This is a genomic window from Sphingomonas jeddahensis (assembly GCF_001981525.1).
Lineage (GTDB): Bacteria > Pseudomonadota > Alphaproteobacteria > Sphingomonadales > Sphingomonadaceae > Sphingomonas > Sphingomonas jeddahensis.
Map to the genome: position 1 here is coordinate 12,761 of NZ_MPSB01000010.1, position 22,231 is coordinate 34,991.

Consider the following 22,231-nt stretch of genomic DNA (forward strand, 5'->3'; position numbering starts at 1 on the left):
CACCGGGATCCCGGCTCAGGGTTGGGATGGCCGAGTGGATTTGGTGATCGCACCTGCCCCGTTTGCCCTGAGCTTGTCGAAGGGTGTGTTACGAACGGCACCGCTCCTGATACGTGCTTCGACAAGCTCAGCACGAACGGGGCAGGTGTGCCCGTTTCGAGATCAGCTCAAGTTCGGCCGTAACCAGCGTTCCACCTGATCCTTCGGCTGCCCGCGCCGGGTGGCATAGTCCGCCACCTGGTCCTGCCCGATCTGCGCCACCCCGAAATAGGCCGCATCCGGATGCCCGAAATAGAAGCCCGACACCGCCGCGGTCGGCAGCATCGCCATGCTCTCGGTCAGCGTGATTCCGGCGACGTCGCCAGTGCCATCGGCGAGCATCTCGAACAATTCGGGCTTCAGCGTATGATCCGGGCAGGCGGGATAGCCCGGCGCCGGGCGGATGCCGCGATATTGTTCGCGGATCAGCGCCTCGTTGGTTAGCTGCTCGTCAGGTGCGTAGCCCCACAATGTCGTGCGCACATGCTGGTGCAGCCGCTCCGCAAACGCCTCCGCAAAACGGTCGGCCAGCGCCTTCAACAGGATGTCGTTATAATCATCGGTCTCGGCCTTGAACCGCGCCAGATGCGGGTCGATGCCGTGGATCGCCACCGCGAAGCCGCCCAGCCAGTCGCCCTTGGGATCGATGAAGTCGGCCAGGCACATGTTCGCCCGCCCTTCGCGCTTCGCCACTTGCTGGCGGAGGAAGCAGAGCCGCCGGCTCCCCTCGTTGCTGCGGTCGAGATCGGGCACGCGGATATGCTCGGGCACGCTGCCGCCATCGCGGGTGCGGTGGTCGTCCGAATGACGGTTCTGCACGAACACGTCGTCGCCATGGCGGTGCGCCGGCCATAGCCCGACGACGCCGCGCGCGGTGAGCCACTTTTCGGCGATGATCTGGTCGAGCATCGCCTGCGCGTCGGCGAACAAAGACCGCGCGCTCTCGCCGACCACCGCATCGTCGAGGATCGCGGGGTAATTGCCCGCCAGCTCCCACGAGCGGAAGAACGGCGTCCAGTCGATCACCTCGCGCAGATCCTCGAGGCTCCAATCGTCGTAGCGGTGAATGCCGGGCTGGAGCGGCGCGGCGGGCTTGAGCGCCATGTCGGCGACGAACGCATTCTCGCGCGCCTTTTCCAGCGTCACGAGGTTGGAGCCCGACGCATTGGCGCGCTTGACGCGCACCTCTTCATATTCCGCCTTGGTCTTCGCCACAAATTCGATCGACTGGGTTTCCGAAACCAACTGCGTGCACACGCCCACCGCGCGGCTCGCGTCGAGCACGTGGACGACCGCGCCCTGATACGCCGGGTCGATGCGCAGCGCGGTATGCACGCGGCTGGTGGTCGCGCCGCCGATCAGCAGCGGCATGGTCATGCCCGCGCGCTTCATCTCTTCCGCCACCGTGACCATCTCATCGAGCGACGGCGTGATGAGGCCCGACAGGCCGATCATGTCGGCGTCATGTTCCTTGGCCGCGTCGAGGATCTTCGACCAGGGCACCATCACGCCCAGATCGACGATCTCGAAGCCGTTGCACTGGAGGACCACGCCGACGATGTTCTTGCCGATATCGTGGACGTCGCCCTTGACCGTGGCGAGCACGATCTTGCCCTTGCCCTTGGCGCCCGGCTCCTTCGACGCTTCGATATACGGCAGCAGATGCGCCACCGCCTTCTTCATCACGCGGGCCGATTTCACCACCTGCGGCAGGAACATCTTGCCCGATCCGAACAGGTCGCCGACGACGTTCATGCCGTCCATCAGCGGGCCTTCGATCACCTCGATCGGCTTGGCGGCCACCTGCCGCGCTTCTTCGGTATCCTCGACCACGAAGGCGTCGATGCCGCGGACCAGAGCGTGTTCCAGCCGCTTGGCGACCGGCCACGTCCGCCATTCCAGCGCGGCCTTGTCGTCCGCCACCGCGCCCTTCTGCCCGCGGAACCGCTCCGCGATCGCGATCAGCCGCTCGGTCGGAGTTTCTTCCTCTGAACGCGCCGGACGATTGAGGATCACATCCTCGCACGCCTCGCGCAATTCGGGATCGATCTGGTCATAGACGTCGAGCTGCCCGGCGTTGACGATCGCCATGTCGAGCCCCGCGGGGATCGCATGATACAGGAACACCGAGTGCATCGCGCGGCGCACCGGCTCGTTGCCGCGAAAGCTGAACGACAGGTTGGAGAGGCCGCCCGAAAAATGGACGTGCGGGCAGCTCGCCTTGATGCGCTTCACCGCCTCGATGAAGTCGACGCCGTAGTTATTATGCTCCTCGATCCCCGTCGCCACTGCGAACACGTTGGCGTCAAAGATGATGTCCTCGGGCGGAAAGCCGATGCCGGTCAGCAGCTTGTAGGCGCGCTGGCAGATCTCGACCTTGCGATCTTCGGTATCCGCCTGGCCGACCTCGTCGAACGCCATGACGACCACCGCGGCACCATAGGCCATGCACTTGCGGGCCTCGGCGAGGAACTTCTCCTCGCCCTCCTTCATGCTGATCGAATTGACGATCGGCTTGCCCGACACGCACTTCAGCCCGGCCTCGATCACCTCCCACTTCGAGCTGTCGATCATCACCGGCACGCGCGCGATGTCTGGTTCGGCAGCGATCCGCTTCAGGAACGTGGTCATCGCCTCGACCGCGTCGAGCAAGCCCTCGTCCATGTTGACGTCGATCACCTGCGCGCCATTCTCGACCTGGTTGAGCGCGACGGTGACGGCGGCGTCGTAATCGCCCGCCATAATCAGCTTCTTGAACGCCGCGGAGCCCGTGACGTTGGTGCGCTCGCCGATGTTGACGAAATTGGTGGAGGAGGTGGTGGTGGTCATGGTGCTTTCTTCCCCCCTCCCGCTTGCGGGAGGGGTCGGGGGAGGGCCTGTCGCAATCGATCGGCTAGGAGGACAGGCCCTCCCCTAGCCCCTCCCGCAAGCGGGAGGGGGACTTACGCCGCCATCGTGAACGGTTCGAGCCCCGCGAGCCGGGTGCGCACCGGCGGCACCGGGATCGCGCGCGGCGCCAGCCCGCGCACCGCATCGGCGATCGCCTTGATATGCGCCGGCGTCGATCCGCAACACCCGCCGAGCACGTTCACCTGGCCTGCGACCGCCCATTCCTTGACCAGCCCGGCGGTGGTCGCCGGCGCCTCGTCATAGGCGCCAAGCTCGTTGGGCAGGCCGGCGTTGGGATAGACCATGATCAGCGTGTCGCAGATCTCGCTCAGCGTCTTCACATGCGGCCGAAGCTGCTCCGCCCCGAACGAGCAATTAAGCCCGATCGTCACCGGCTTGGCATGGCGCACGGCGTGCCAGAACGCCTCCACCGTATGCCCGGAGAGATTGCGGCCGGAGAGGTCGGTCAGCGTCATCGACAGCATGATCGGCACGTCACGCCCGAGCGCGTCCGCCGCCTCCTGCGCCGCCATCACGCCGGCCTTGGCGTTGAGCGTATCGAACACCGTCTCGATCAGGATGAAATCCGCGCCGCCCTCGATCAGCGCATCGGCCTGCTCCCGATACACCTGTTTGAGATAGTCGAAGTCGATCTCGCGAAAGCCGGGATCGTTGACGTCGGGTGACAGCGACAGCGTCTTGTTGGTCGGCCCGATCGCCCCCGCGACATAGCGGCGGCGGCCGTCGCGCGCGGCGAATTCATCGGCGATGCGGCGCGCCATGGCGGCGCTCTCGATGTTGATCTCGCGCACCAGCCCTTCGGCGCCATAATCGGCCTGGCTGATGCGGTTGGCGGAGAAGGTGTTTGTCTCCGCGATGTCCGCGCCAGCCTCGAAATAGGCGCGGTGGATCGACTCGGGCACTTCCGGCTTGGTCAGCGCCAGGATGTCGTTGTTGCCCTTCTGGTCATGCGAAAGGCCGAGCGTCCCGGCATAATCCGCCTCGGAGAGCTTCCAGTTCTGGATCTCGGTGCCGAACGCCCCGTCGGTGACGAGGATACGCTCGCGCGCGGCGGCGAGCAGGGCTTCGCGGGCGCCCTCGGGCGCAAGTGTGGCGTGGCTGGGCATAAGGCGCAGCATATAAAGATATCTTTATATGTTCAAGCCAACCCGCTCGGAACGATCACCCTCCGCCCGTCGCTACGCACCAGCATTTCGACGCGGACGCCATAAGCCGACGCCAGATACGCCGGCGTCATCACCGTTTCCGCCGGCCCATGCGCCAGTACCTGCCCATCCTTGAGCAGCAGCACCTCGTCCGCGATCGCCGCGGCATGGGTGAGATCGTGAAGCACCACCACCACCCCCATCCTCCCCGCCGCCGCGCCGCGCAGCAGCGCCAACGTCTCCAACTGGTGCAGCAGATCGAGGCTGGCGAGCGGCTCGTCCGCGAGCAGCCAGCGCGGCTCCCCCGCCAGCACGCGCGCCAGCAGCACCCGCGCGCGTTCCCCGCCCGACAGGTCGCGCACCGAACGATCGGCAAGCTCCTGTGTCCGAGTCGCCGCCAGTGCCGCCGCGATCGCTCCGCTCGCATCGTCGCCGTGCGGCAACCGTCCGAGTGCCACCACGTCGCGCACGCCCATGTTCCAGTGCACCGCGGAATCCTGCGGAAGATAGCCGATCGCCTGGGCCCGTGCGCGCGCCGGCATCGCGGCGACGTCACTGCCGTCCAGCGCCACCCGCCCGTCCGCCACCCGCACCAGCGCGGCGACGGCGCGCAGCAAGGTGCTCTTGCCCGCACCGTTCGCGCCGAGCACCACTGTCACCCGCCCCGTCGCGAAGTCCGCCGACACGTCGCGCAACACCGTCCGGCTGCCCAGCGCAACCGTCAGCCCTTCGGCGCTCAGCCCCATGACCGCCCCCGCTCGCCGAGCAGCAGCGCGAGAAAGAACGGCGCGCCAATCATCGCCATCGCGACCCCCAGCCGCACCTCGCCCGTCCCCGGCACCAGCCGGCACAGGCTGTCCGCCCCCAGCACCAGCGCCGCGCCGCCCAGCGCGCTCGGCACCAGCAGCGCCGACGGCCTCGCGCCGACAAGCGGCCGAAGCAAATGCGGCACAACGAGCCCGACAAAGCCAACCACCCCCGTCACCGCCACCCCTGCGCCGACCGACAGTCCGGTCCCGAGGATCACCAACGCCTGCAATCGCCGGAGGTCGACGCCGAGCGAGCGCGCCGCATCACGCCCCAGCGTCAGCGCATCGAGGCTGCGACCGGTTGCCAGCAGCAACGCCGCGCCGCCCAGCATGAACGGGGCGGCATGCAGCAGATCGTCGGGGCCGCGATCGGTCAGCGCGCCCATCAGCCACTCGATCACCTCGGCGACGACATAGGGGTTGGGTGCGATCGAGATCAGGAACGCCGTCAGCGCCGCGGCGAGGCTGGCGAGCACCGTGCCGGCGAGCACGAACGCCGCCGGGCTTTCCGCGCGCCAGGTCAGCGCGGCGAGCAGCGCCATTGCGCCCACCGCCGCCGCCATCGCCGCCGCGAACACCCCCCATTGGCTTCCCACGCCCAGCACCAGCGCCGCCACCGCGCCCAGCGCTGCGGCGGAGGACACACCAAGCACGCCGGGATCGGCCAGCGGATTGCGCAACCAGCCCTGCAACACCGCCCCGGACAGCCCGAGCGCCGCGCCCAGCAACAATCCGAGCAGCGCGCGCGGCACGCGCAATTGCGTGACGATCGCCCAGCGCGGATCGCCCGACCACCAGGCGTCGAGCGGCACCCATGCCTTGCCCACCAGCAGCGAGGCCGCGAACAGCGCCGCCACCAGCAGCGCGAGCATCATGTTGAGCCGCATCACACCCCCCGACGGATCGCGGCCAGCCGGCGCAGCGCCGCCGGGATCGTCGGCCCGCCACAGTTGATGAGTTCGCGCGCGAACGGCACGTCGCGCGTCGTCGCGCCGGTCGCCGCAAGCAGCCGCCGCCGCATCGCCGCCGTGCGCCCGCCGCCGTCAGGCGACAGGATCAGCGCCGGCGGCCGCGCGACGATCGTCTCCACCGGCAAGCGGCCGGTCATCGTCACGCCATAATCTGCCGCCGCATCGCGCAGTCCCACATGCGCCATCATCTCGTCCAGCAACGTGCCCGCGCCGTTCGCCAGATCGCCGCCGATGAACAGCAAGGTCGGCACGGGCCGGTCGGGCGAGCGGGTATCCGCCACCGCCGTGTCGATCGCGCGGTTCAGCGCCCGGCCGCGCCGCGATGCACCGACCGCGCCTGCCACCTCGCCGATCTGCTGCTTGCTCGCCGCCACGGTCGTTGGCGAACCCAGATAGAGCGTCTTCAGCCCCGCCCGCGCGAACGCCGCGCGCGTGGCGGGCGGCGTGAAGCTGGTGGCGACGACGAGGTCGGGGGCGAGCGCGATCACCTCCTCCGCCGTCCCCGCCGTGGTGCGGAAGCGCCGCGCGACATCGAGCGGGATCGAGGAGGCGCGCGGATCCTGCGAATAATGGCTGATCGCGGCAATCCGCTCGGGCGGCACCAGCGCCAGCAGCAACTGGTCCGCGCAAGGGTTGAGCGACACGATCCCGCCGCGCCGTACCGGCTCCGCGGCGGAACAGCCGGCGAGAAGGAGAGCGAGCAGCAGGATCGTGCGCATCGGCTTCAACGTACCCCTTCTCTCGTCACCCCGGCCTTGAGCCGGGGTGACGCGTCTCAGCTGGCTAGCCTCAATCCAGCTTCACGCGAACGCCGCCATACACCGCGCGGCCAATCGTGCCGTAGTTCGCCACCGTGCGATAATCGGCGTCGAACAAGTTCTCGACCCGTCCATATAGCGAGAACCGATCCGCCAGCGGCAGCTCGGCACGGATGTTGGTCAGCGCATAACCGTCCAGCCGCACCGTGTTTGCCGCATTGTCGAAACTGTCGCCGACTGCCAGCACGGTCGCACCCAGCGCTAGCCCGAACGGGAAGCGGTAGTCCGCCGACATGCTGACGCTGTCCTCCGGACGCCGCGCCAGATCGTTGCCGACGAAGCCGGCGCTGCGATTCTCGCTGGCGATATGCGTGTACGACCCGCTGATCGTGAAGCGTTCCACCGGCCGCATGACGAGACCGATCTCGACGCCTTCCGCGCGGGTACGCGCGATGTTGAAATAAGCATTGCGCACCAGATCATAGTCGATCTGGTTACGCGTCCTGCGGTTGAAATAGGTCGCGCTGGCAACGAGCTGGTCGCCGATCAGCCGCTGCTCGAGGCCCACGTCCCAGCTTTTCGCCGTCTCGGGATCAAGCCCGTCGAAGCCGGAAAAGGAATCGTACAGCTGGTACAAGGTCGGTGCCTTGAACCCTTCGGCATAGCTTGCGCGCAGCGTCGTGCCGGTGGGCAGTCGATAGGCCGCGTTGGCGGCGAAGGTGGTGCGCCCGCCGAACGCATCGTCGTCGTCGTGGCGCACGCCGCCGGTGATCGCCAGCCGCTCGACCGGTGTCAGGATCACCTCGCCCCACACGCTCGTCACGCCGCGGCTGAAACGATCGGTGCCGTTGGCATAGCGCGTATTCTCATGCTCGAGGCCGGCGACCAGCCGCACCTCGTCCAGCGCCTGGAAGTCGCCCTTGTAGGTGTAGCGCTCGCTGCGCCCGCGCCCGATGAACTGCGGCTCGCGCCCGGCATCGCGATCGTAATTGTCGCGATCGATGTCGGCAATCTGGAACGCCACCACGCTGCGGAAGCGCCCGTCGAGAAAGTCGGCGTTGAGCCCGGCATAGCCGTACAGCTCCTGCGCGGTCGAATATTCGCGCGTATCGGCGAAGGTGAAGGCGGGCGCCGGGAAGCCGTCGAGATCGGTGCGGCTGTCCGCCCAATATCCGCGCAGGTCGAGGCGGATGTTGGGCGCGAAGGCCACTTCCACCCGACCGCTGGCGCCGTACTGACGATAGCCGTCGCGCTCGGTGCCACGGTCATAAGCCGAGATCCCGTCGGTGCTGAGATAGCCGCCGCTCAGCGATCCCGAGACGATCCCGCTGCTGCCCGACACGCCGCCGCTCGCGAACAATGTGTCCATGTCGCCATATTCGACATTGCCGCGCGCCTGCAGCCCCTCGGTTGGGCGCTGCGTGATGACATTGACCACGCCGCCGATCGCCTGGCTGCCCCAGGGCACCGAGTTCGGCCCGCGCAGCACCTCGACGCGCTCGATCGTGGACGTCAGCAAATTGGCGAAATCGAACCCGCCGCCGGGCGAAGAAGGATCGTTGACGCGCACGCCATCGATCAGCGTCAGCGTCTGGTCGCCCTCAGCGCCACGGATGCGCACCGCGGTGTTGGTACCGAGGCCGCCGTTGCGCGTGACGGTGATGCCCGGCGTGGTCTGGAGCAGGTCGGTAAGCGCGACGGTCTGGCGCTGTTCGATGGTCTCGCGACCGATGATCGTCACCGCCTGGCCGGTGGTGTCGACGTTCTGCGGCACGCCGCTCGCCGTCACAACGATGTCGCTGTCGCGATCGAAATCCTGCGCCAGCGCAGGCGCGGTAACCAGGATGGTCGATGCCGCCAGCAGATGAATGATCTTCACGTGTTCTTGCCCCAAAAAAGGGCTGCGGCCGGCGCCAATGCGCCGTCCGTCAGCCGATCCCTCTTGTCGCTCGCTCGAGGGTTTCGGCCTCGTCCGCCCGGCACACCCCGTCCGCGCGATGGATCGACGTGCGACCGGCAGGTCTCCTGGCTCTCGGGTCAAACGTGCCGCCCGGCCTTCCCGGATCGCTCCAGTGGCATGGGTGGACGGCACTCGCCGATCACAGTTGCGGGGGCAGCGCGGGTGCGGGCCTTTCAGCCTTTCCCGACTTCCCTTTTCATCCCGTCTCCGGGAACCGTTCGCGGGCGGGCCCCTAGAGCCGCTCGCCCGGCTTCGTCAATGTTCCCCGTTCATCAATATTCGACGCCCTTTTGCGCGTTGAAGCCGGCATGGAAGGGGTGCTTCACCTCACCGAACTCGGTGACGAGATCGGCGATCTCCTTGAGCTCGGCCCGCGCCCCGCGCCCGGTGATGCAGATATGCTTGGTCAGCGGCCGCTCCTTGAGGAACGCCAGCGCCTCGTCGAACGGCAAGGTGTCGTCGGCCAGCACGATGTTGAGCTCGTCGAGGATCACGAAGTCGATTTCGGGGTCGAGGATCAGCTCCTTGGCCCGCTCCCACCCCCGCCGCGCCGCGGCGATATCGGCGGCGCGGTCCTGCGTATCCCAGGTGAAGCCCTCGCCCATGCTCTCGAAGCTGACGAGGTCGCTTGGGTGATCGGTGAAGAAGTTGCGCTCGCCCGTCTCCCAGGTGCCCTTCACGAACTGGAGGATCGCCACCCGCATCCCCCAGCCGATCGAGCGGATCGCCATGCCGAACGCCGCGGAGGACTTGCCCTTGCCGTTGCCGGTGTGGACGAGGAGCAGCCCGTGCTCGAGCGTGCGCCGCGCCTGCATCTTGTCGCGCGCCACCTTCATGCGGCGCATGCGCTCATTGTGGCGGGCGTGGTCGTCGGTGTCGTTGGTCATGCCCGCGCCTATCGTCGCGGCGACGCGGGCGCGCAACCGGGAGCGGTCAGTCCTTCGCCTTCGTATAAGGCACGAAGTCGCCCAGCACCACGAAGCCGCGCACGAAGCGCGAGTTGCGGTCGATCAGCCGCACCGAGTCGGTCCGGCACAGATTCGTGCCGATGTTGCGCGTCAGCAGCACGTCGTGGCGCCGCAGCGTGTCTGCGCCCGATCGCGGCTGGTTGACATAGGTGCGGCTGCCGACGCGATAAACGATCGCCTTGCCGGGTATGATGTAGCTCGACGTGATGCTGGTCTGGCTGAGGCATCGGACCGGCTTGCCCGGCACACGGCCGGCGATCAGCTTCTGGAATTCCGTCTCCCCCTTGTCGCGTGGTGCGGCGTGGAGCGGGGCGAGATTGAGGGGCGCGGCCAGCACGGCCGCCGCGGCAAGAGCGGGTGCGAACATCTTCATGGGACAGCGGATAGCGGGGCCGCGCTGAACCGGCGCTGACCGCGCGCGATTGCGACAATGGCAAAGACGATTAAACCGGCGCCCGTGCCGCTTGCCTCCTCCCCGCTACGCGCCGCGCTTGCCCTGTTGCTTGCCGGCCTGCTCCTCCTGCCCGGTGCCGCGACCCGGGCGGCAAGCAATGCCTTTGATCTTGCCGGGCCCGCGCTGCGCATCTCGGTGACTCACGACGGGCTCACCCTGCCCTTGTCGCAGGTGCCCAATCTCTCGGCGGGGGATCGCCTGCGCGTGGTGGCCGATCTCCCGGCCGATCAGGGCGCGCATTATCGCATGGTGCTCGCCTTTCTGCGTGGCGCCACCAATCCGCCGCCCAAGAACTGGCTGATCGAAACGCGCACCTGGAAGCCAAAGGAAGCGGCAATCGATGCGCGCGTGCCCGAAAATGCGCAGCAAGCGATCGTGTTTCTCGTCCCCGACACCGGCGGCGCGTTTGATGCGGTGGTAAAGGCGGTGCGCGATCAGCCCGGCGCCTTCGTGCGCGCATCGCAGGAACTCAACCAGGCGATGCTCGATCGCACGCGGCTGGAAACCTTCCTTGACGCGATCCGCCGCCATCCGCCGACCGATGCAGCCCGCCTCTCGCCCCGGCTCGCGGAAAGCCTGGCGATCAAGCTCGACGCCGGCTGCCTGCTGGGGCAGGCCGATCCGCGTGCCGCCTGCCTCACCCAAGATGGCGGCGCGACGGTGCTCGCGGACAGCCAGACCAGCTCGATCGCGCAAACGCTGGCCGGCGCCCCCGCCAACATCGCGCTTCAGCTCAGCGCCACCCCGCAGGGCGGCTTCGGCTATTACAGCGCCTATATCGGCGTGGTGCGCGATCTCGCGCAGATGCTGGGCGCGTTTCAGTCGGCGCAACTGCGCTTCATCCCGGCGCTCGGCGTGCCGCGCGAAGGGCGGATCGAGCTGCTGCTCAACACCGCGCCATCCTTCAGCCGGCCGCAATCGGTGCTGGTCGCCGCGCTGCCCAACGTCGCCCCGCCCACCCTGCCGGTGCTGACGCCCGCCGCGGGACCGCGGCTCTGCCTCGCCGCGCCAAAGCTGGTACTGCCGGTCAGCGGCGCGCCCCTGGTCTTTTCCACCGATTACCCGCGCGCAATGACGCTTCGCGTGCCGACCGCGACGGGCCGGATGCTCGACCTGCCCGTCACCCCCGATCCGGCGCAAGGCGGTTTTGTCGTCAGCAATGCAAATGTCCCGGCCGACGCACCCGGCGCCGAAGCCGAAGGACGCATCCAGGGCTTCTGGGGCTTTCAACCGTTCGACGGCCCCCGCTTCCGCTTCACCAACGCCGCCACTGGTTCATGGCGGCCGGACGGCACCACATTGGTTGTCGGCCGCGAAACGCCGCTGGTGCTGAGCGGCGGCGTACCGTCATGCGTTGCCGAGATCTGGCTGGAGCGCGATACCACCCGCCGCGCGGTCGACTGGTCGGCGGGCGCGGACGGCACGCTGTCGCTCAAGGTGCCGCTTGCCGACATTGCGCCCGGCAAGGTCGCGATCCTGATCCGCAGCCACGGCGTCGAACAGCCCCAGCGGCTGGAGATGCGCGCCTATGCCGAAGTGTCACGGCTTGCCGGCTTCACCGTCCACGTCGGCGACCGCAGCGCCGTGCTGACGGGCACCCGGCTCGATCAAGTAACGTCGGTCGCGCTCGGCGGCGTCACCTTCCGCCCCGAAACGCTCGGCCGTGATGGCGCGGTTGACCGCCTTGTCATGCGCGCAGACGGCGATCTCGTCGCGATCAGCCCCGGAACGCACCCCGCGCGCGCGCTGCTGAACGATGGCCGCGGCGTGAAGCTCGCCGCCACCGTCGCCCCGCCACGCCCGGATGTCTCGCTAGTCAGCCAGTCGCTCGCACGGCTTGGCCCCGCGCCCGCCGTGCCGCTCGCGATCGCGGCACAAGGCTTCCTGCCGCAAGACCATCGCCTCACCTTCTCGCTTCGCGCTGAAGGACCCACGCGCTTCACCCCCGGCGATCGCGTCGAGATCGAGGCTACGGCCACCCGCATCGTCGCGCGCCTGCCGGTGCAGTTGCAGGACGCACACATCGCCATCGCCAGCCTCGACCCGGTAGCGGCGCTGGGCGAGGCGGCACACGGCCCGCTGCGTTTCCGCCTCATACAAGGCGAGGCCGCGAGTGACTGGCAGCCGCTCACCACGCTGGTACGGGTGCCGCGGCTCACCGGCGTCACTTGTACGCAGGCCGCCTGCGTCATCGGCGGTACCGGCCTGTTCCTGGTGCGCAGCATCGCCGGGCGCGGCGACGTGCCGATCCCCGATGGCTTCACCGGCACCAGCATCACAGTGCCCCGCCCGGATGGTGAAACGCTGGCGCTCCACCTGCGCGATTCGCCCGGCGCGATTGCGGCCGTTACTCTGCCGGCGGACGCCCCCTCAATGTAACGTACCGGAATGCTCGGGCTCGGGCGCCACGCCCTTGCCGTCCAGCGTCACCAACGCGGCATTAAGGTGAAGGCTGGTGTCCGAAAGGCCCAGCCCCTCGGCCACGTCAAGCGCGGTTCGCACCGCATCGATAAGCTCTCTACTCACTTCCTTACGCATGCGCGCGCCATGCGCCGCATCGGTCTCGCCGAAAAGATCACAAGTTAATGAATGACGTTCTCCCACCGGGCGCATGAAGCGCGCCATTGCCCCGCATTGCACTCCTTTGAAGCCTCCCCCACATAGCCGGGTAACACACCAATCGGGGCAACAATGGCGGATCCATATTCGACGCTCGGGGTGGCGCGGGGCGCTTCCGAGGCCGACATCAAGAAAGCATATCGCAAGCTCGCCAAGGAGCTGCATCCGGATCGCAACACGGACAATCCCAAGGCGGCGGAGAAGTTCAGCCAGGTCACTTCCGCTTATGATCTGCTGAGCGACAAGGACAAGCGCGCGCGCTTCGACCGCGGCGAGATCGACGCCGAGGGCAACCCGGCGTCGCCATTCGGCGCGGGGTTTGGCGGCGGCGGCTTCAATGGTGGCCGGTCCGGCGGCGGCGGGTTTCGCAGCCAGGATTTCGGCGGCGCCGAGGGCGTTGACATGTCCGACATTTTCGAAGGGCTGTTCGGCGGCCGCGCCGCCGGTGGCCCCGCCGGCGGCTTTTCGAGCGGCTTCGGCCGCCGTCAGCAGCCCCCGCCCAAGGGCGCCAATGCCGCCTATCGGCTGCGCGTCCCCTTTATCGATGCCGCCGCGCTCGCGCCGCAGCGGATCACCCTGGCCGACGGCAAGACGATCGACCTCAAGCTTCCTCCCGGCGTCGAGACTGGTACGCAAATGCGCCTGACCGGCAAGGGCGAGCCAGGCCCTGGCGGTGCCGGCGACGCGATCGTCACGATCGATATTCAGCCGCACCGTCATTTCACCCGCGATGGCGATGACGTCCGCCTCAATCTGCCGATCACGCTGGCCGAGGCGGTAAAGGGCGGGCCGGTAAAGGTGCCAACCGTCGAAAAGCCGGTGATGCTCACCGTGCCGAAGGGCTCTACCTCGGGCCGTACCCTGCGTCTGAAGGGCAAGGGTTTTCACAGAAAGGATGGCACGCGCGGCGACCAGCTGGTCACGTTGATGATCGACGTGCCCGCCGAGGACGCCGCGCTCGCCGCCTTTGTGGAGGGCTGGTCCGCCACCGGGAACCCGCGCGCCGACATGGGCGTCTGATCTGGGATACCGAACAGGGGGACCAAAGCTTGAGCGACGAGGCCACCACGCTGACGCCCGAGGATCGCAAGCGTCACGGGCATGCGCGGGTGAAGCTGAACCGTCAGCTGGCGAAGGTGAAGCCGGGCAGCTACGCCTATGAGGTGCTGAAACGCGCCGGCACGGGCGTTTATACCGATGGCTTCATCCACGCCGGCAACCTCGCCTATCTCGCGCTGATGACGGTGTTTCCTTTTTTCATCGTCGCTGCCGCCGTGCTCGCGGTGTTCGGGCAAAATCACGAGACGCGGCAGGCGGTCGAATCCTTCCTTCACGTGCTGCCGCCGGATGTCAGCGACATCCTGCGCAAGCCGATCTCGGACGTGCTCGCCGCGCGCACCGGTTCCTTGCTGTGGCTGGGCGCACTCGTTGGGTTGTGGACGGTCGGCAGCTTCGTGGAAACGATCCGCGAGATCTTTCGCCGCGCTTATGGCACGCGCAGTTCGCAGACGCTGTGGCGTGCGCGGCTCGGGCTTAGCCTCGGCATCGTCGCCTCGGTGATCCTCGCGCTGATTTCCTTTCTGGTGCAGGGCATTCTCACGGCGGCGGAACAGTTCATCTACAATCTGCTGCCCTTTGCCCAGGATGTCGCGGGCTGGATCGGCCTCAGCCGCGCGATCCCCGGCCTGGTCATGTTCGGCGCGCTCTGGATGCTGTTCTACTTCGTGACCCCGTCCAAATACCGTTATTCCGGCAACCGCATCTGGCCCGGCGCACTGTTCACGGCCGCCTGGTGGATCGGCATGACGGCGGGGCTGCCGCTCGTCCTGTCCAATCTCGGCGGCTATGATCTCACCTATGGCAGCCTTGCCGGGGTGGTGGTGATGCTGCTGTTCTTCTATCTGATCGGTCTGGGCCTGGTCTTCGGCGCGCATCTCAACGCGGCACTGGCGGAACCCCCGGAGAACGGGCTAGAGAGGGCGCCCCCCGTTTCGGTAGCAAAGGCAGTGACGTGAATGCATTGATGGCAGGCAAGCGCGGGCTCATCATGGGCCTGGCTAATGATAAGTCGCTTGCCTGGGGCATCGCCAAGAAGCTGTCCGAGGCGGGTGCGGAACTCGCCTTCAGCTATCAGGGCGAGACGATGGAGAAGCGCGTCCGCCCGCTCGCCGAGCAGCTGGGCACCCCCCATCTGTTCGATTGCGACGTGGGCGACATGGCTGCGCTGGATGCGACCTTCGCCAAGCTGGCGGAAACCTGGCCGACGATCGACTTCGTCGTCCACGCCATCGGCTTTTCCGACAAGAACGAGCTGCGCGGACGCTTTGTCGACACCAGCCTCGACAATTTCCTGATGACCATGAACATCAGCGTCTATTCGTTCGTCGCCGTGGCGCAGCGCGCCGCCAAGATGATGAACCCGGGCGGCAGCCTGCTGACGCTGAGCTATTATGGCGCCGAGAAGGTCATCCCGCATTATAACGTGATGGGCGTGGCCAAGGCCGCGCTGGAAACCAGCGTGCAATATCTGGCGGTCGACCTTGGTCGGGATGACATCCGCGTCAACGCCATCTCCGCTGGTCCGATCAAGACGCTAGCAGCGAGCGGGATCGGTGACTTCCGCCTGATCCTGAAGTGGAACGAGCTCAATTCGCCGCTCAAGCGAAACGTGACGATCGAGGACGTGGGCGGCGCCGGTCTCTACCTGCTGAGTGACCTCGCCAGCGGCGTGACCGGCGAGATCCACCACGTCGACGCCGGCTACAACGTGATCGGCATGAAGGCCGAAGACGCCCCCGACATCGCCTTGGCCTGAACCTTGACCTCCTCTCCCCTCGGGGGAGAGGAAGGGGCTCGCCGTCGAAGACGGTGGGGAGGTGAGGGTCAGTAACCCAACATCTGTCCTACCGCGCCCCAATCTGCCACTAAGCCCGCATGAAGACCCGCCCCGCCCCACAAACCCGCGAGAGCCTCAACTTCCTCAACATTCGCGGTGGTGCAGCATGAGTTTCAACACTTTTGGGCGCGTCTTCCGCTTCACCACCTGGGGCGAGTCGCACGGGCCGGCGCTCGGCGCGGTGGTCGATGGCTGTCCCCCAGAAATCACGCTCACCGAGGCCGACATTCAGCCGTGGCTCGACAAGCGCCGCCCGGGCACCTCGCGCTTCACCACCCAGCGACGTGAGCCCGATGCGGTGCGCATCCTTTCGGGCACATTCGAGGGCCGCACCACCGGCACGCCGATCAGCCTCCAGATCGAGAACATCGACCAGCGATCGAAGGACTATTCGGAGGTCGCGCAGGCCTATCGCCCCGGCCATGCCGATTACGCTTACGACGCCAAATACGGCTTCCGCGACTATCGCGGCGGCGGCCGATCATCCGCCCGTGAAACCGCCGCGCGCGTCGCGGCCGGCGCGGTCGCGCGCGCGGTGATTCCCGGCGTCCGCATCCGTGCCTGGGTTGAGGCGATCGGCGGCGACTCGATCGATCCCGCGGCATTCGACGACGCGCAGATTGATGCCAACCCCTTCTTCTGCCCCGACGCTGCCGCCGCCGCGCGCTGGGAGGAAAAGGTCGATGCCGCACGTAAGGCCGGCTCGTCGCTGGGCGCAATCGTCTCGTGCGAGGCGACCGGTGTGCCCGCCGGCTGGGGCGCGCCGCTTTATGCCAAGCTCGACAGTGAATTGGCGGCGGCGATCATGTCGATCAATGCGGTAAAGGGCGTCGAGATCGGTGACGGCTTTGCCGCGGCGGCGCTGAGCGGCGAGGAGAATGCGGATCGCATGCGCCCCGGCGCAGATGGTCCGACGTTTCTCGCCAATCATGCCGGCGGAATCGCCGGCGGCATCGCTACCGGCCAGCCGATACGCGTGCGTGCCGCGTTCAAGCCGACGAGCTCGATCCTGACGCCTGTGGAAACGATCACCCGCACCGGCGACGCGGCGGAGATCGCCACGCGCGGTCGTCACGACCCATGCGTCGGCATTCGCGGTGTTCCGGTGGTAGAGGCGATGGTCGCGCTGGTGCTTGCGGACCAATTCTTGCTGCATCGCGCGCAATGCAGGTAAGTTTCTGGCCGCCCCGATTCCTGCCTGGTGCTGATCCGGAACATCGCTGCACGCCACGCGTCTGAAAGATACGTAGGATCGGGTTGACGCGAGTCCTCGCGTTGAACCGCTCGTCCGGTTGCTTTGATCGAGGATCCATCACATGCGTCTCGCCACCACGGTCAGTGTCGCGCTGATCGCTCTTTCCACTGCAGCGCTGGCGCAAGTCGCCGATCCCGCGTCGCCCCAGCTCGGCAACAATGTCGCCGAAGCGCCTGCCGCGAACGCGTCGGACGTGGTGGACCCCGCCCAGAACATGCTGAGCGACTCCGCCTCGCCCCCGCCGACCGAGCCCAAATAAGCGATTGCCCACGAACTCTTAACGAAGATCCGCTAAGCGCACGATGCGGCATTGTCGCCGTCGCTGTCGTAAGAAAGGCGTGCCCTGACCACCGCGCTGCACCCCAGCGAGCGTGCGGCCATGCGCCGGATGCGCGCCCCTGCACGGCGCCGGGCGTGGCGGCAGGCGGCAGTGATCGCGGGCGCGATAGTCGCGGTGATCGCCATGCTTGTCGCCGCTGCGCTGATCATGCTTGGTGCAACTCGGCCGGCGACCGGATCCGCAGCCGCATCACCATCTGTGTCACGGCAAGGGGCTCCGGCGCACGCCGTGGCATTCGCCTCACCGGGCAACGGCGTCACCGGCACCACCACGCTGCCGCCGGAGCCGCTCGACCTACCCCTGCTTTCCACCGCAGTCACCGGGATCACCCCCGCCGCGCCGTTCCGCCTTGCCGGTGCCAGTTCGCTTGACCGTGCCCGCGCGCTGGAATGCCTGTCCGCCGCGATCTATTATGAGGCAGCGTCGGAATCCGATGACGGCCAGCGCGCCGTCGCGCAGGTGGTGCTCAACCGCGTTCGTCATCCCGCGTTTCCGGCCTCGGTATGCGGTGTCGTGTACCAGGGCGCCGACAGGACAAGCGGCTGCCAGTTCAGCTTCGCTTGCGACGGGGCGATGGCGCGCATACCGGCGCGCGCAGGTTGGGCGCGCGCGGCGCGGATCGCTGCGGCTGCCCTCGCCGGACAGGTCTTTGCGCCGGTTGGCCTCGCCACGCATTACCACACCTATGCCGTGACCCCGGCGTGGAACCGAACGCTGGTGATGACGGACGCGATCGGCGCGCATTTCTTCCATCGCTGGAAAGGCTATTGGGGTACCGCCGCGGCATTCCGTCAGCGTTACGCCGGCCGCGAGCCGCTGCCCGGGCCGCCGCCGCGCGGGCCGACGCCGATCATCGCGCTCAATGGCCCCATGCCGGTGGTGTTGCCGATCACCCCGGCCACCCAGGTGCACCCGCCCTATCGGGAGAGCGGCGCTGCGCTGGAGCCGCCATCATCCGGCGACACGCTGCCCGAGTCACAAATTCTCGATCGTTGGAAGGACAGCGGCAAGCCATTGCGGTGACCGCCGCGCTTATTCCATGCCGGCCCGGATCGCGGCGGCAGCAACAAAGGGCGCGCCTGCAAGCAACAGCAAACTCACCGCCGCCAACAGCTTCAGTCCCTCACCGCCAGTGATTGATCCAGCGCCAAAGATCAGCAGCGGGATGGCCAGCGGCAGCAGCACCAGGCCCGCGATCGCCCCCGCCCCGCGCAACCCTGCGGTGAGCGCGCCCGTAGCGACTGCCAGTGCGGCGAGCCCGGGTGTGCCGATCGCCAGACCTGCCTCTACCGCGACGAGCGTCCGCGCATCCAAGCCCAGCAATCCGGCGGAAAGCAACGCCGCCGCCATCACCGGCGGCGCAAAGGCCAGCCAGTGCGCCACCATCTTGACCGCCGCGACTACTGCCAGCGACTGCCCGCGCACCGCCAATTGGTCGAATACGCCGGCCTCAAGATCCGGACCCACCAACCGCTCGACCGGCAGCAGTGCCGCCAGCAGTGCAGCCGCCCAGATCACCCCACCGCCGACCCGTGCCAGCAAAGCCGCATCCGGCCCGATCGCGAACGGAAACAGGATCGCGACGAGCAGGAAGAAGCCGATGGTGAGCGTTGCCCCGCCACCGGCATAGCCACGCCGCACGTCTCGCAGGATCAGCGCGATCACGCCGCCACCGGCTGGTGCGCGAACAGATCAAGCGTCAACGCCCCTGACACGTCGAGCGGCTGGTGCGTCGCCACCAGAACCACACCACCGGCCGCGCGATGCCGCGCGATCGCTTGTTCGAGCAGCGCGATTGATGCGACATCCAGGCCGGTCGCCGGCTCGTCGAGCAGCCACAGCCCGGCGCCACCCGCGATCACGCGCGCGAGCGCCGCGCGCCGCCGCTGACCGGTCGAGAGCAGCCGTACCGGCACGTCGCCAAGGGTGTCGAGCGCGACGGCTGCGAGCGCGTCAGCGACACGCGCGGGAGGATCCGGCAAGCCGTCGAGCCGCGCCCAGAACAACAGCGCACTCGCAAGCCGGCGATCCCCGTCAAGCGCACTTGCCTCGCCAAGCAACGCCACCCGGCCCGTCACCGAGATAGTGCCCGCAAACGACCGGGCAAATCCGGCCACCAGCCGCAACAGGCTCGATTTGCCGCAACCGTTGGGGCCGGAGATCAGGGCGGCACCGCCCGCGCCGAGCGAAAGCGATACACCCGCGAACAACAGCCGGCCACCACGCCGGCACGCAACATCGCTGAGCGCCAGCGACGCGATCAATCGGCCACCGCATCTTCAAGCGCGTGCATGTCGTCGTCGCTCAAGCCGAAATGATGCCCGATTTCATGGATCGTGACATGCGCCACCAGGTCGTCGAGCCGCACCCCCGTCTCGCACCATTCGGCGAGGATCGCCTGACGGTACAAGTGGATACGATCCGGCATCACGCCCGAATCGAACGCCGATTTCTCGCCGACCGGGCGGCCGTGGTACACGCCGGTCAGTTCCAGCGGATGTTCCAGCCCGACGCTCGCCAGCATTTCCTCATCCGCCTCTTCCTCGACGACCAGCACCACGTCGCCGAGATGCGCGCGGAACGCGGCCGGCAGGCGCTCGATCACGCCGCGCGCATGCCGCTCGATCGCCGCCAGCGAGGGCGGTTTGCCCGGGAGCTCTTGTCCGCTCATGCCAGTCGCCATAGGCGTTGCAGCGTACAGGCGACAAGCAGGTCGAGGGAGAGCGCTGGTGGTCGATCAACTGAACGAGACGGAGCGGGCCGATGCGCTCGATGCTCTGCCCGATTGGGATTATGACGAAGGGCGCGATGCGATCACCCGCTCGATCGTGTTCACTGACTTCGCCGAGGCGTTCGGCTTCATGACGCAGGTGGCGCTGATCGCGGAACGCGCTGATCACCATCCCGAGTGGACAAACGTATGGAACCGGGTGGAGATCACGCTGACCACGCACGACGCCGGCGGGCTCTCCCAGCGCGATCTCGACCTTGCCACCGCCATCGACTCCATTCTGGACGGCTGACCCCATGTTTCTGATTACGCTTGCACTTCAGGCCGCCACCCTTGGCGCCACCAATTATTCGGCGGAGGCGCCGATGAAGGCGCCGACGACGAAGCCGAGCTTTGCCGACGAATTCAATGGCAGGACGGTTAACACCTCGAAGTGGCGGTATGACACGTCCTTCAACGCCAAAGGCTGGTTCAACAACGAGCTGCAATATTACGCCAAGGACCGGCCGAAGAACGCGCGCATTGAGAACGGCCAGCTCGTCATCGAGGCGCATGCCGAAGTGGCGGACAAGGCGCGCTTTCCGGATACCGGCGGGCAGCGCTACACATCTGCCAAGCTGATCGCGAGGAACCGGCTGGGCTATGGTTTCTACGAGGTGCGGGCGAAAGTGCCGTGCGGTCGCGGCACCTGGCCGGCGATCTGGCTGCTGCCGATCGGCGACAAATGGCCCGATGGCGGCGAAATCGACGTCATGGAAATGGTCGGATGGGATGCCAACGTGATCCACGGCACGCTCCACACCGGCGCGTTCAACCATGCCAAGGGGACGCAGCGGGGCGCGCAGCGTACGGTGCCCGACGCCTGCACTGCTTTCCATCGCTACCAGCTGGATTGGCAGCCGGATGCGATCACGATCGGGATCGACGACCGCGCATTCATGCGGGTGAAGAACGATCAGCCGGGCGGCCATGCCGCTTGGCCTTTCACCAAGCCGTACGATCTGGTCCTGAACCTTGCCGTCGGCGGAGACTGGGGCGGCAAGATGGGCGTCGATGATGCGGCCTTCCCGCAGCGGATGACAGTGGATTACGTGCGCCACTGGGCCAGAAGGTAACGCCGCGCCGCCCGCTCAGTGCCGGCTGCGTACCGCCATCATCGCGGCGCCGCCGGCCAGGGTCAGCGCCGCCAGAACCAGCAGCACCGCGCTGAAATCCGCCGGGGTCGCCAAGGTCCAGGCGAGCAGCGGCCCAAGCAGCGCGGGCAGCGTGTTGGCCAGATTGAACAGGCCCAGATCGCGGCCGCGATGTGCCTGATCGGGCAACAACTGCATTGCAAAGGCGGAGTGAATCGCCTGAAACAGCGCCGACCCGACGGCATAAGCGACAAAGGCGATCGCCGCCCAGCGCCAATCGGGGGCGAGCGCCATGCCGACCAGCCCGGCCGACGCCAGCAGCGCGCCGCCCAGGAGTACCGGCTTACGGCGAGCGACCCGATCGGACAGCCGCCCTGCCGCCAGCGCGATCGGCAACGACAGGACATAAGCGATCGTTAGCAGGTGCCCGACCCGCGGTGCCAGTTCGGTCGGGCCGACCTGCGGCACGATGCCTTCGAAATAATATAGCAGGTACAGTGACAGTGCATTGCCGGCGGCCTGCACCAGCAGACGCCCGGCCCATGCGGCGATCAGATCGTGACGCGGCACGGCCGCCCCATCAGCGATCGGCGCGGCGACTGTTACGACACGTGCCCCCATCAGCATCAGCGGCACCATGCAGGCGCCCACCACCAGGGCCACGATTGCCAGACGTTCAGCCTCTCCAGCCCAACGCAGGCCCACCAGCACAGCGGACATGGCGGATGCCAGCGGCACGGCAGCGGCGAGCAATCCGCTCGCTACCCCCTTTTGCGCGTCAGGCACCTCATCCGCCATGATCGCCAGCAGCGGGGCGAGGAGCGCGTTAACCGCGAACTGGAACAATGCGACCGCCGCGACGATCGCCACCGGCGTTTGCGCCAGCACGATCGTGGCAAAGGAACAGCCGGTCAGTACCAGCCCGGCGCCCACCCATCGCCGCCGTCCGCCGCCGCGCGCCAGCGAACGATCGCTGAGCGAGCCGAACAGGATGTTTGACGCACTGGCCGCGATCGCGCCGGCGATCACCGTTGCGCTGAACAGGCCGATCCTCGTGGCGCCGGCGATCTGCTCGACCTTGAGCGGCAGCAGGAGCGACAGCAGCGGCTGGTAAGCGATTACCCCGCCCGCATTGGCCAGCGCAAAGGCCAGCAAATAGGCGGCGGATCGGTGTCGGCTGGGGATAAGGGTAGCGGCCATCGGACGATCCGCCTTGTGCCGCCGAGCAGGCGTCGGGGCAATC

At 67.4% G+C, this 22,231-nt stretch carries 22 protein-coding genes and 1 riboswitch; of the genes, 9 read left to right on the top strand and 13 right to left on the bottom strand.

What is annotated here, in order from left to right; translation table 11 throughout:
- Positions 1-162 precede the first annotated feature (162 nt).
- The 8 genes from metH to SPHI_RS10880 all read right to left on the bottom strand — a co-directional run bounded on the left by metH (position 163) and on the right by SPHI_RS10880 (position 9,933).
- Positions 163-2,868: a methionine synthase gene (gene metH / locus SPHI_RS10845; protein WP_076744976.1), complete on the bottom strand. Its 2,706-nt coding sequence runs from the start codon at positions 2,866-2,868 to the stop codon at positions 163-165.
- 113 nt (positions 2,869-2,981) lie between these two features.
- A complete protein-coding gene (locus SPHI_RS10850) occupies positions 2,982-4,067 on the bottom strand; it encodes a homocysteine S-methyltransferase family protein (RefSeq protein WP_233130886.1) in 1,086 nt (361 codons plus the stop codon).
- Between the two features lie 20 nt (positions 4,068-4,087).
- Positions 4,088-4,840, bottom strand: coding sequence for an ABC transporter ATP-binding protein (locus SPHI_RS10855; protein ID WP_076744977.1), 753 nt, complete (start codon positions 4,838-4,840; stop codon positions 4,088-4,090).
- Positions 4,831-5,790, bottom strand: coding sequence for a FecCD family ABC transporter permease (locus SPHI_RS10860; protein ID WP_233130889.1), 960 nt, complete (start codon positions 5,788-5,790; stop codon positions 4,831-4,833). Before SPHI_RS10860 ends, SPHI_RS10855 begins: the two co-directional genes overlap by 10 nt.
- Positions 5,790-6,593: an ABC transporter substrate-binding protein gene (locus SPHI_RS10865; protein WP_076745066.1), complete on the bottom strand. Its 804-nt coding sequence runs from the start codon at positions 6,591-6,593 to the stop codon at positions 5,790-5,792. Before SPHI_RS10865 ends, SPHI_RS10860 begins: the two co-directional genes overlap by 1 nt.
- A gap of 70 nt (positions 6,594-6,663) precedes the next feature.
- A complete protein-coding gene (locus tag SPHI_RS10870) occupies positions 6,664-8,511 on the bottom strand; it encodes a TonB-dependent receptor plug domain-containing protein (protein ID WP_076744978.1) in 1,848 nt (615 codons plus the stop codon).
- 119 nt (positions 8,512-8,630) lie between these two features.
- Positions 8,631-8,826: riboswitch (cobalamin riboswitch) on the bottom strand.
- A gap of 38 nt (positions 8,827-8,864) precedes the next feature.
- Positions 8,865-9,479, bottom strand: a complete 615-nt coding sequence (gene cobO, locus SPHI_RS10875; protein ID WP_076744979.1) for a cob(I)yrinic acid a,c-diamide adenosyltransferase — start codon at positions 9,477-9,479, stop codon at positions 8,865-8,867.
- 46 nt (positions 9,480-9,525) lie between these two features.
- Positions 9,526-9,933, bottom strand: a complete 408-nt coding sequence (locus SPHI_RS10880; RefSeq protein WP_076744980.1) for a hypothetical protein — start codon at positions 9,931-9,933, stop codon at positions 9,526-9,528.
- 57 nt (positions 9,934-9,990) lie between these two features.
- Here SPHI_RS10880 and SPHI_RS10885 point away from each other — a divergent pair, with 57 nt between their 5' ends.
- Complete coding sequence (locus SPHI_RS10885; protein WP_233130891.1) at positions 9,991-12,393, top strand: hypothetical protein; 2,403 nt, start codon at positions 9,991-9,993, stop codon at positions 12,391-12,393.
- On the opposite strand, the gene SPHI_RS10890 is transcribed toward SPHI_RS10885, so the two are convergent.
- On the bottom strand, positions 12,385-12,639 hold the full coding sequence (locus SPHI_RS10890) for a hypothetical protein (protein ID WP_076744981.1): 255 nt from the start codon (positions 12,637-12,639) through the stop codon (positions 12,385-12,387). The two genes, SPHI_RS10885 and SPHI_RS10890, sit on opposite strands and share 9 nt — an antisense overlap.
- Before the next feature lie 66 nt (positions 12,640-12,705).
- Here SPHI_RS10890 and SPHI_RS10895 point away from each other — a divergent pair, with 66 nt between their 5' ends.
- The 6 genes from SPHI_RS10895 (at position 12,706) to SPHI_RS10920 (ending at position 18,147) form a co-directional block, all read left to right on the top strand.
- Positions 12,706-13,653: a DnaJ C-terminal domain-containing protein gene (locus tag SPHI_RS10895; RefSeq protein ID WP_076744982.1), complete on the top strand. Its 948-nt coding sequence runs from the start codon at positions 12,706-12,708 to the stop codon at positions 13,651-13,653.
- Between the two features lie 29 nt (positions 13,654-13,682).
- Positions 13,683-14,648, top strand: a complete 966-nt coding sequence (locus tag SPHI_RS10900; protein WP_198927862.1) for a YihY/virulence factor BrkB family protein — start codon at positions 13,683-13,685, stop codon at positions 14,646-14,648.
- The gene (fabI, locus tag SPHI_RS10905) at positions 14,645-15,448 is read left to right on the top strand and encodes an enoyl-ACP reductase FabI (RefSeq protein ID WP_096348759.1); all 804 of its coding nucleotides are present in this window, start codon (positions 14,645-14,647) and stop codon (positions 15,446-15,448) included. The genes SPHI_RS10900 and fabI overlap by 4 nt, the downstream gene beginning before the upstream one ends.
- A 187-nt stretch (positions 15,449-15,635) precedes the next feature.
- On the top strand, positions 15,636-16,703 hold the full coding sequence (gene aroC / locus SPHI_RS10910; RefSeq protein ID WP_076744984.1) for a chorismate synthase: 1,068 nt from the start codon (positions 15,636-15,638) through the stop codon (positions 16,701-16,703).
- A 142-nt stretch (positions 16,704-16,845) separates the two neighbouring features.
- Positions 16,846-17,043: a hypothetical protein gene (locus SPHI_RS10915; RefSeq protein WP_076744985.1), complete on the top strand. Its 198-nt coding sequence runs from the start codon at positions 16,846-16,848 to the stop codon at positions 17,041-17,043.
- A 120-nt stretch (positions 17,044-17,163) separates the two neighbouring features.
- Complete coding sequence (locus tag SPHI_RS10920) at positions 17,164-18,147, top strand: cell wall hydrolase (RefSeq protein WP_083719947.1); 984 nt, start codon at positions 17,164-17,166, stop codon at positions 18,145-18,147.
- Positions 18,148-18,156: 9 nt separating this feature from the next.
- Here the strand turns inward: SPHI_RS10920 and SPHI_RS10925 are convergent, their stop codons facing one another.
- The 3 genes from SPHI_RS10925 to SPHI_RS10935 are packed head-to-tail and all read right to left on the bottom strand — an operon-like array spanning position 18,157 to position 19,795.
- Positions 18,157-18,789, bottom strand: coding sequence for a heme exporter protein CcmB (locus SPHI_RS10925; RefSeq protein WP_076744986.1), 633 nt, complete (start codon positions 18,787-18,789; stop codon positions 18,157-18,159).
- The gene (gene ccmA / locus SPHI_RS10930; protein ID WP_076744987.1) at positions 18,786-19,388 is read right to left on the bottom strand and encodes a heme ABC exporter ATP-binding protein CcmA; all 603 of its coding nucleotides are present in this window, start codon (positions 19,386-19,388) and stop codon (positions 18,786-18,788) included. The genes SPHI_RS10925 and ccmA overlap by 4 nt, the downstream gene beginning before the upstream one ends.
- Positions 19,385-19,795, bottom strand: a complete 411-nt coding sequence (locus SPHI_RS10935; protein ID WP_233130893.1) for a metallopeptidase family protein — start codon at positions 19,793-19,795, stop codon at positions 19,385-19,387. Before SPHI_RS10935 ends, ccmA begins: the two co-directional genes overlap by 4 nt.
- A 55-nt stretch (positions 19,796-19,850) precedes the next feature.
- On the opposite strand from SPHI_RS10935, the gene SPHI_RS10940 reads away from it, so the two are divergent.
- Together SPHI_RS10940 and SPHI_RS10945 are read left to right on the top strand one after the other, a co-directional pair.
- Entirely contained in the window at positions 19,851-20,147 is a 297-nt protein-coding gene (locus SPHI_RS10940) for a 4a-hydroxytetrahydrobiopterin dehydratase (RefSeq protein WP_198927864.1), read from the top strand.
- 4 nt (positions 20,148-20,151) lie between these two features.
- Positions 20,152-20,970 (top strand): glycoside hydrolase family 16 protein, encoded by an 819-nt coding sequence (locus tag SPHI_RS10945; RefSeq protein ID WP_076744990.1) that lies wholly within the window; start codon positions 20,152-20,154, stop codon positions 20,968-20,970.
- 15 nt (positions 20,971-20,985) lie between these two features.
- Here the strand turns inward: SPHI_RS10945 and SPHI_RS10950 are convergent, their stop codons facing one another.
- Positions 20,986-22,188, bottom strand: coding sequence for an MFS transporter (locus SPHI_RS10950; protein WP_076744991.1), 1,203 nt, complete (start codon positions 22,186-22,188; stop codon positions 20,986-20,988).
- Between the last annotated feature and the right edge of the window lie 43 nt (positions 22,189-22,231).

Bases quoted from the DNA above. Each gene is read 5' to 3' on its own strand.
- metH (WP_076744976.1), bottom strand. From the start codon at position 2,868: ATGACCACCACCACCTCCTCCACCAATTTCGTCAACATCGGCGAGCGC.
- SPHI_RS10850 (WP_233130886.1), bottom strand. From the start codon at position 4,067: ATGCTGCGCCTTATGCCCAGCCACGCCACACTTGCGCCCGAGGGCGCC.
- SPHI_RS10855 (WP_076744977.1), bottom strand. From the start codon at position 4,840: ATGGGGCTGAGCGCCGAAGGGCTGACGGTTGCGCTGGGCAGCCGGACG.
- SPHI_RS10860 (WP_233130889.1), bottom strand. From the start codon at position 5,790: ATGCGGCTCAACATGATGCTCGCGCTGCTGGTGGCGGCGCTGTTCGCG.
- SPHI_RS10865 (WP_076745066.1), bottom strand. From the start codon at position 6,593: ATGCGCACGATCCTGCTGCTCGCTCTCCTTCTCGCCGGCTGTTCCGCC.
- cobO (WP_076744979.1), bottom strand. From the start codon at position 9,479: ATGACCAACGACACCGACGACCACGCCCGCCACAATGAGCGCATGCGC.
- SPHI_RS10880 (WP_076744980.1), bottom strand. From the start codon at position 9,933: ATGAAGATGTTCGCACCCGCTCTTGCCGCGGCGGCCGTGCTGGCCGCG.
- SPHI_RS10885 (WP_233130891.1), top strand. From the start codon at position 9,991: ATGGCAAAGACGATTAAACCGGCGCCCGTGCCGCTTGCCTCCTCCCCG.
- SPHI_RS10890 (WP_076744981.1), bottom strand. From the start codon at position 12,639: ATGGCGCGCTTCATGCGCCCGGTGGGAGAACGTCATTCATTAACTTGT.
- SPHI_RS10895 (WP_076744982.1), top strand. From the start codon at position 12,706: ATGGCGGATCCATATTCGACGCTCGGGGTGGCGCGGGGCGCTTCCGAG.
- aroC (WP_076744984.1), top strand. From the start codon at position 15,636: ATGAGTTTCAACACTTTTGGGCGCGTCTTCCGCTTCACCACCTGGGGC.
- SPHI_RS10915 (WP_076744985.1), top strand. From the start codon at position 16,846: ATGCGTCTCGCCACCACGGTCAGTGTCGCGCTGATCGCTCTTTCCACT.
- SPHI_RS10920 (WP_083719947.1), top strand. From the start codon at position 17,164: ATGCGCCGGATGCGCGCCCCTGCACGGCGCCGGGCGTGGCGGCAGGCG.
- SPHI_RS10935 (WP_233130893.1), bottom strand. From the start codon at position 19,795: ATGAGCGGACAAGAGCTCCCGGGCAAACCGCCCTCGCTGGCGGCGATC.
- SPHI_RS10945 (WP_076744990.1), top strand. From the start codon at position 20,152: ATGTTTCTGATTACGCTTGCACTTCAGGCCGCCACCCTTGGCGCCACC.
- SPHI_RS10950 (WP_076744991.1), bottom strand. From the start codon at position 22,188: ATGGCCGCTACCCTTATCCCCAGCCGACACCGATCCGCCGCCTATTTG.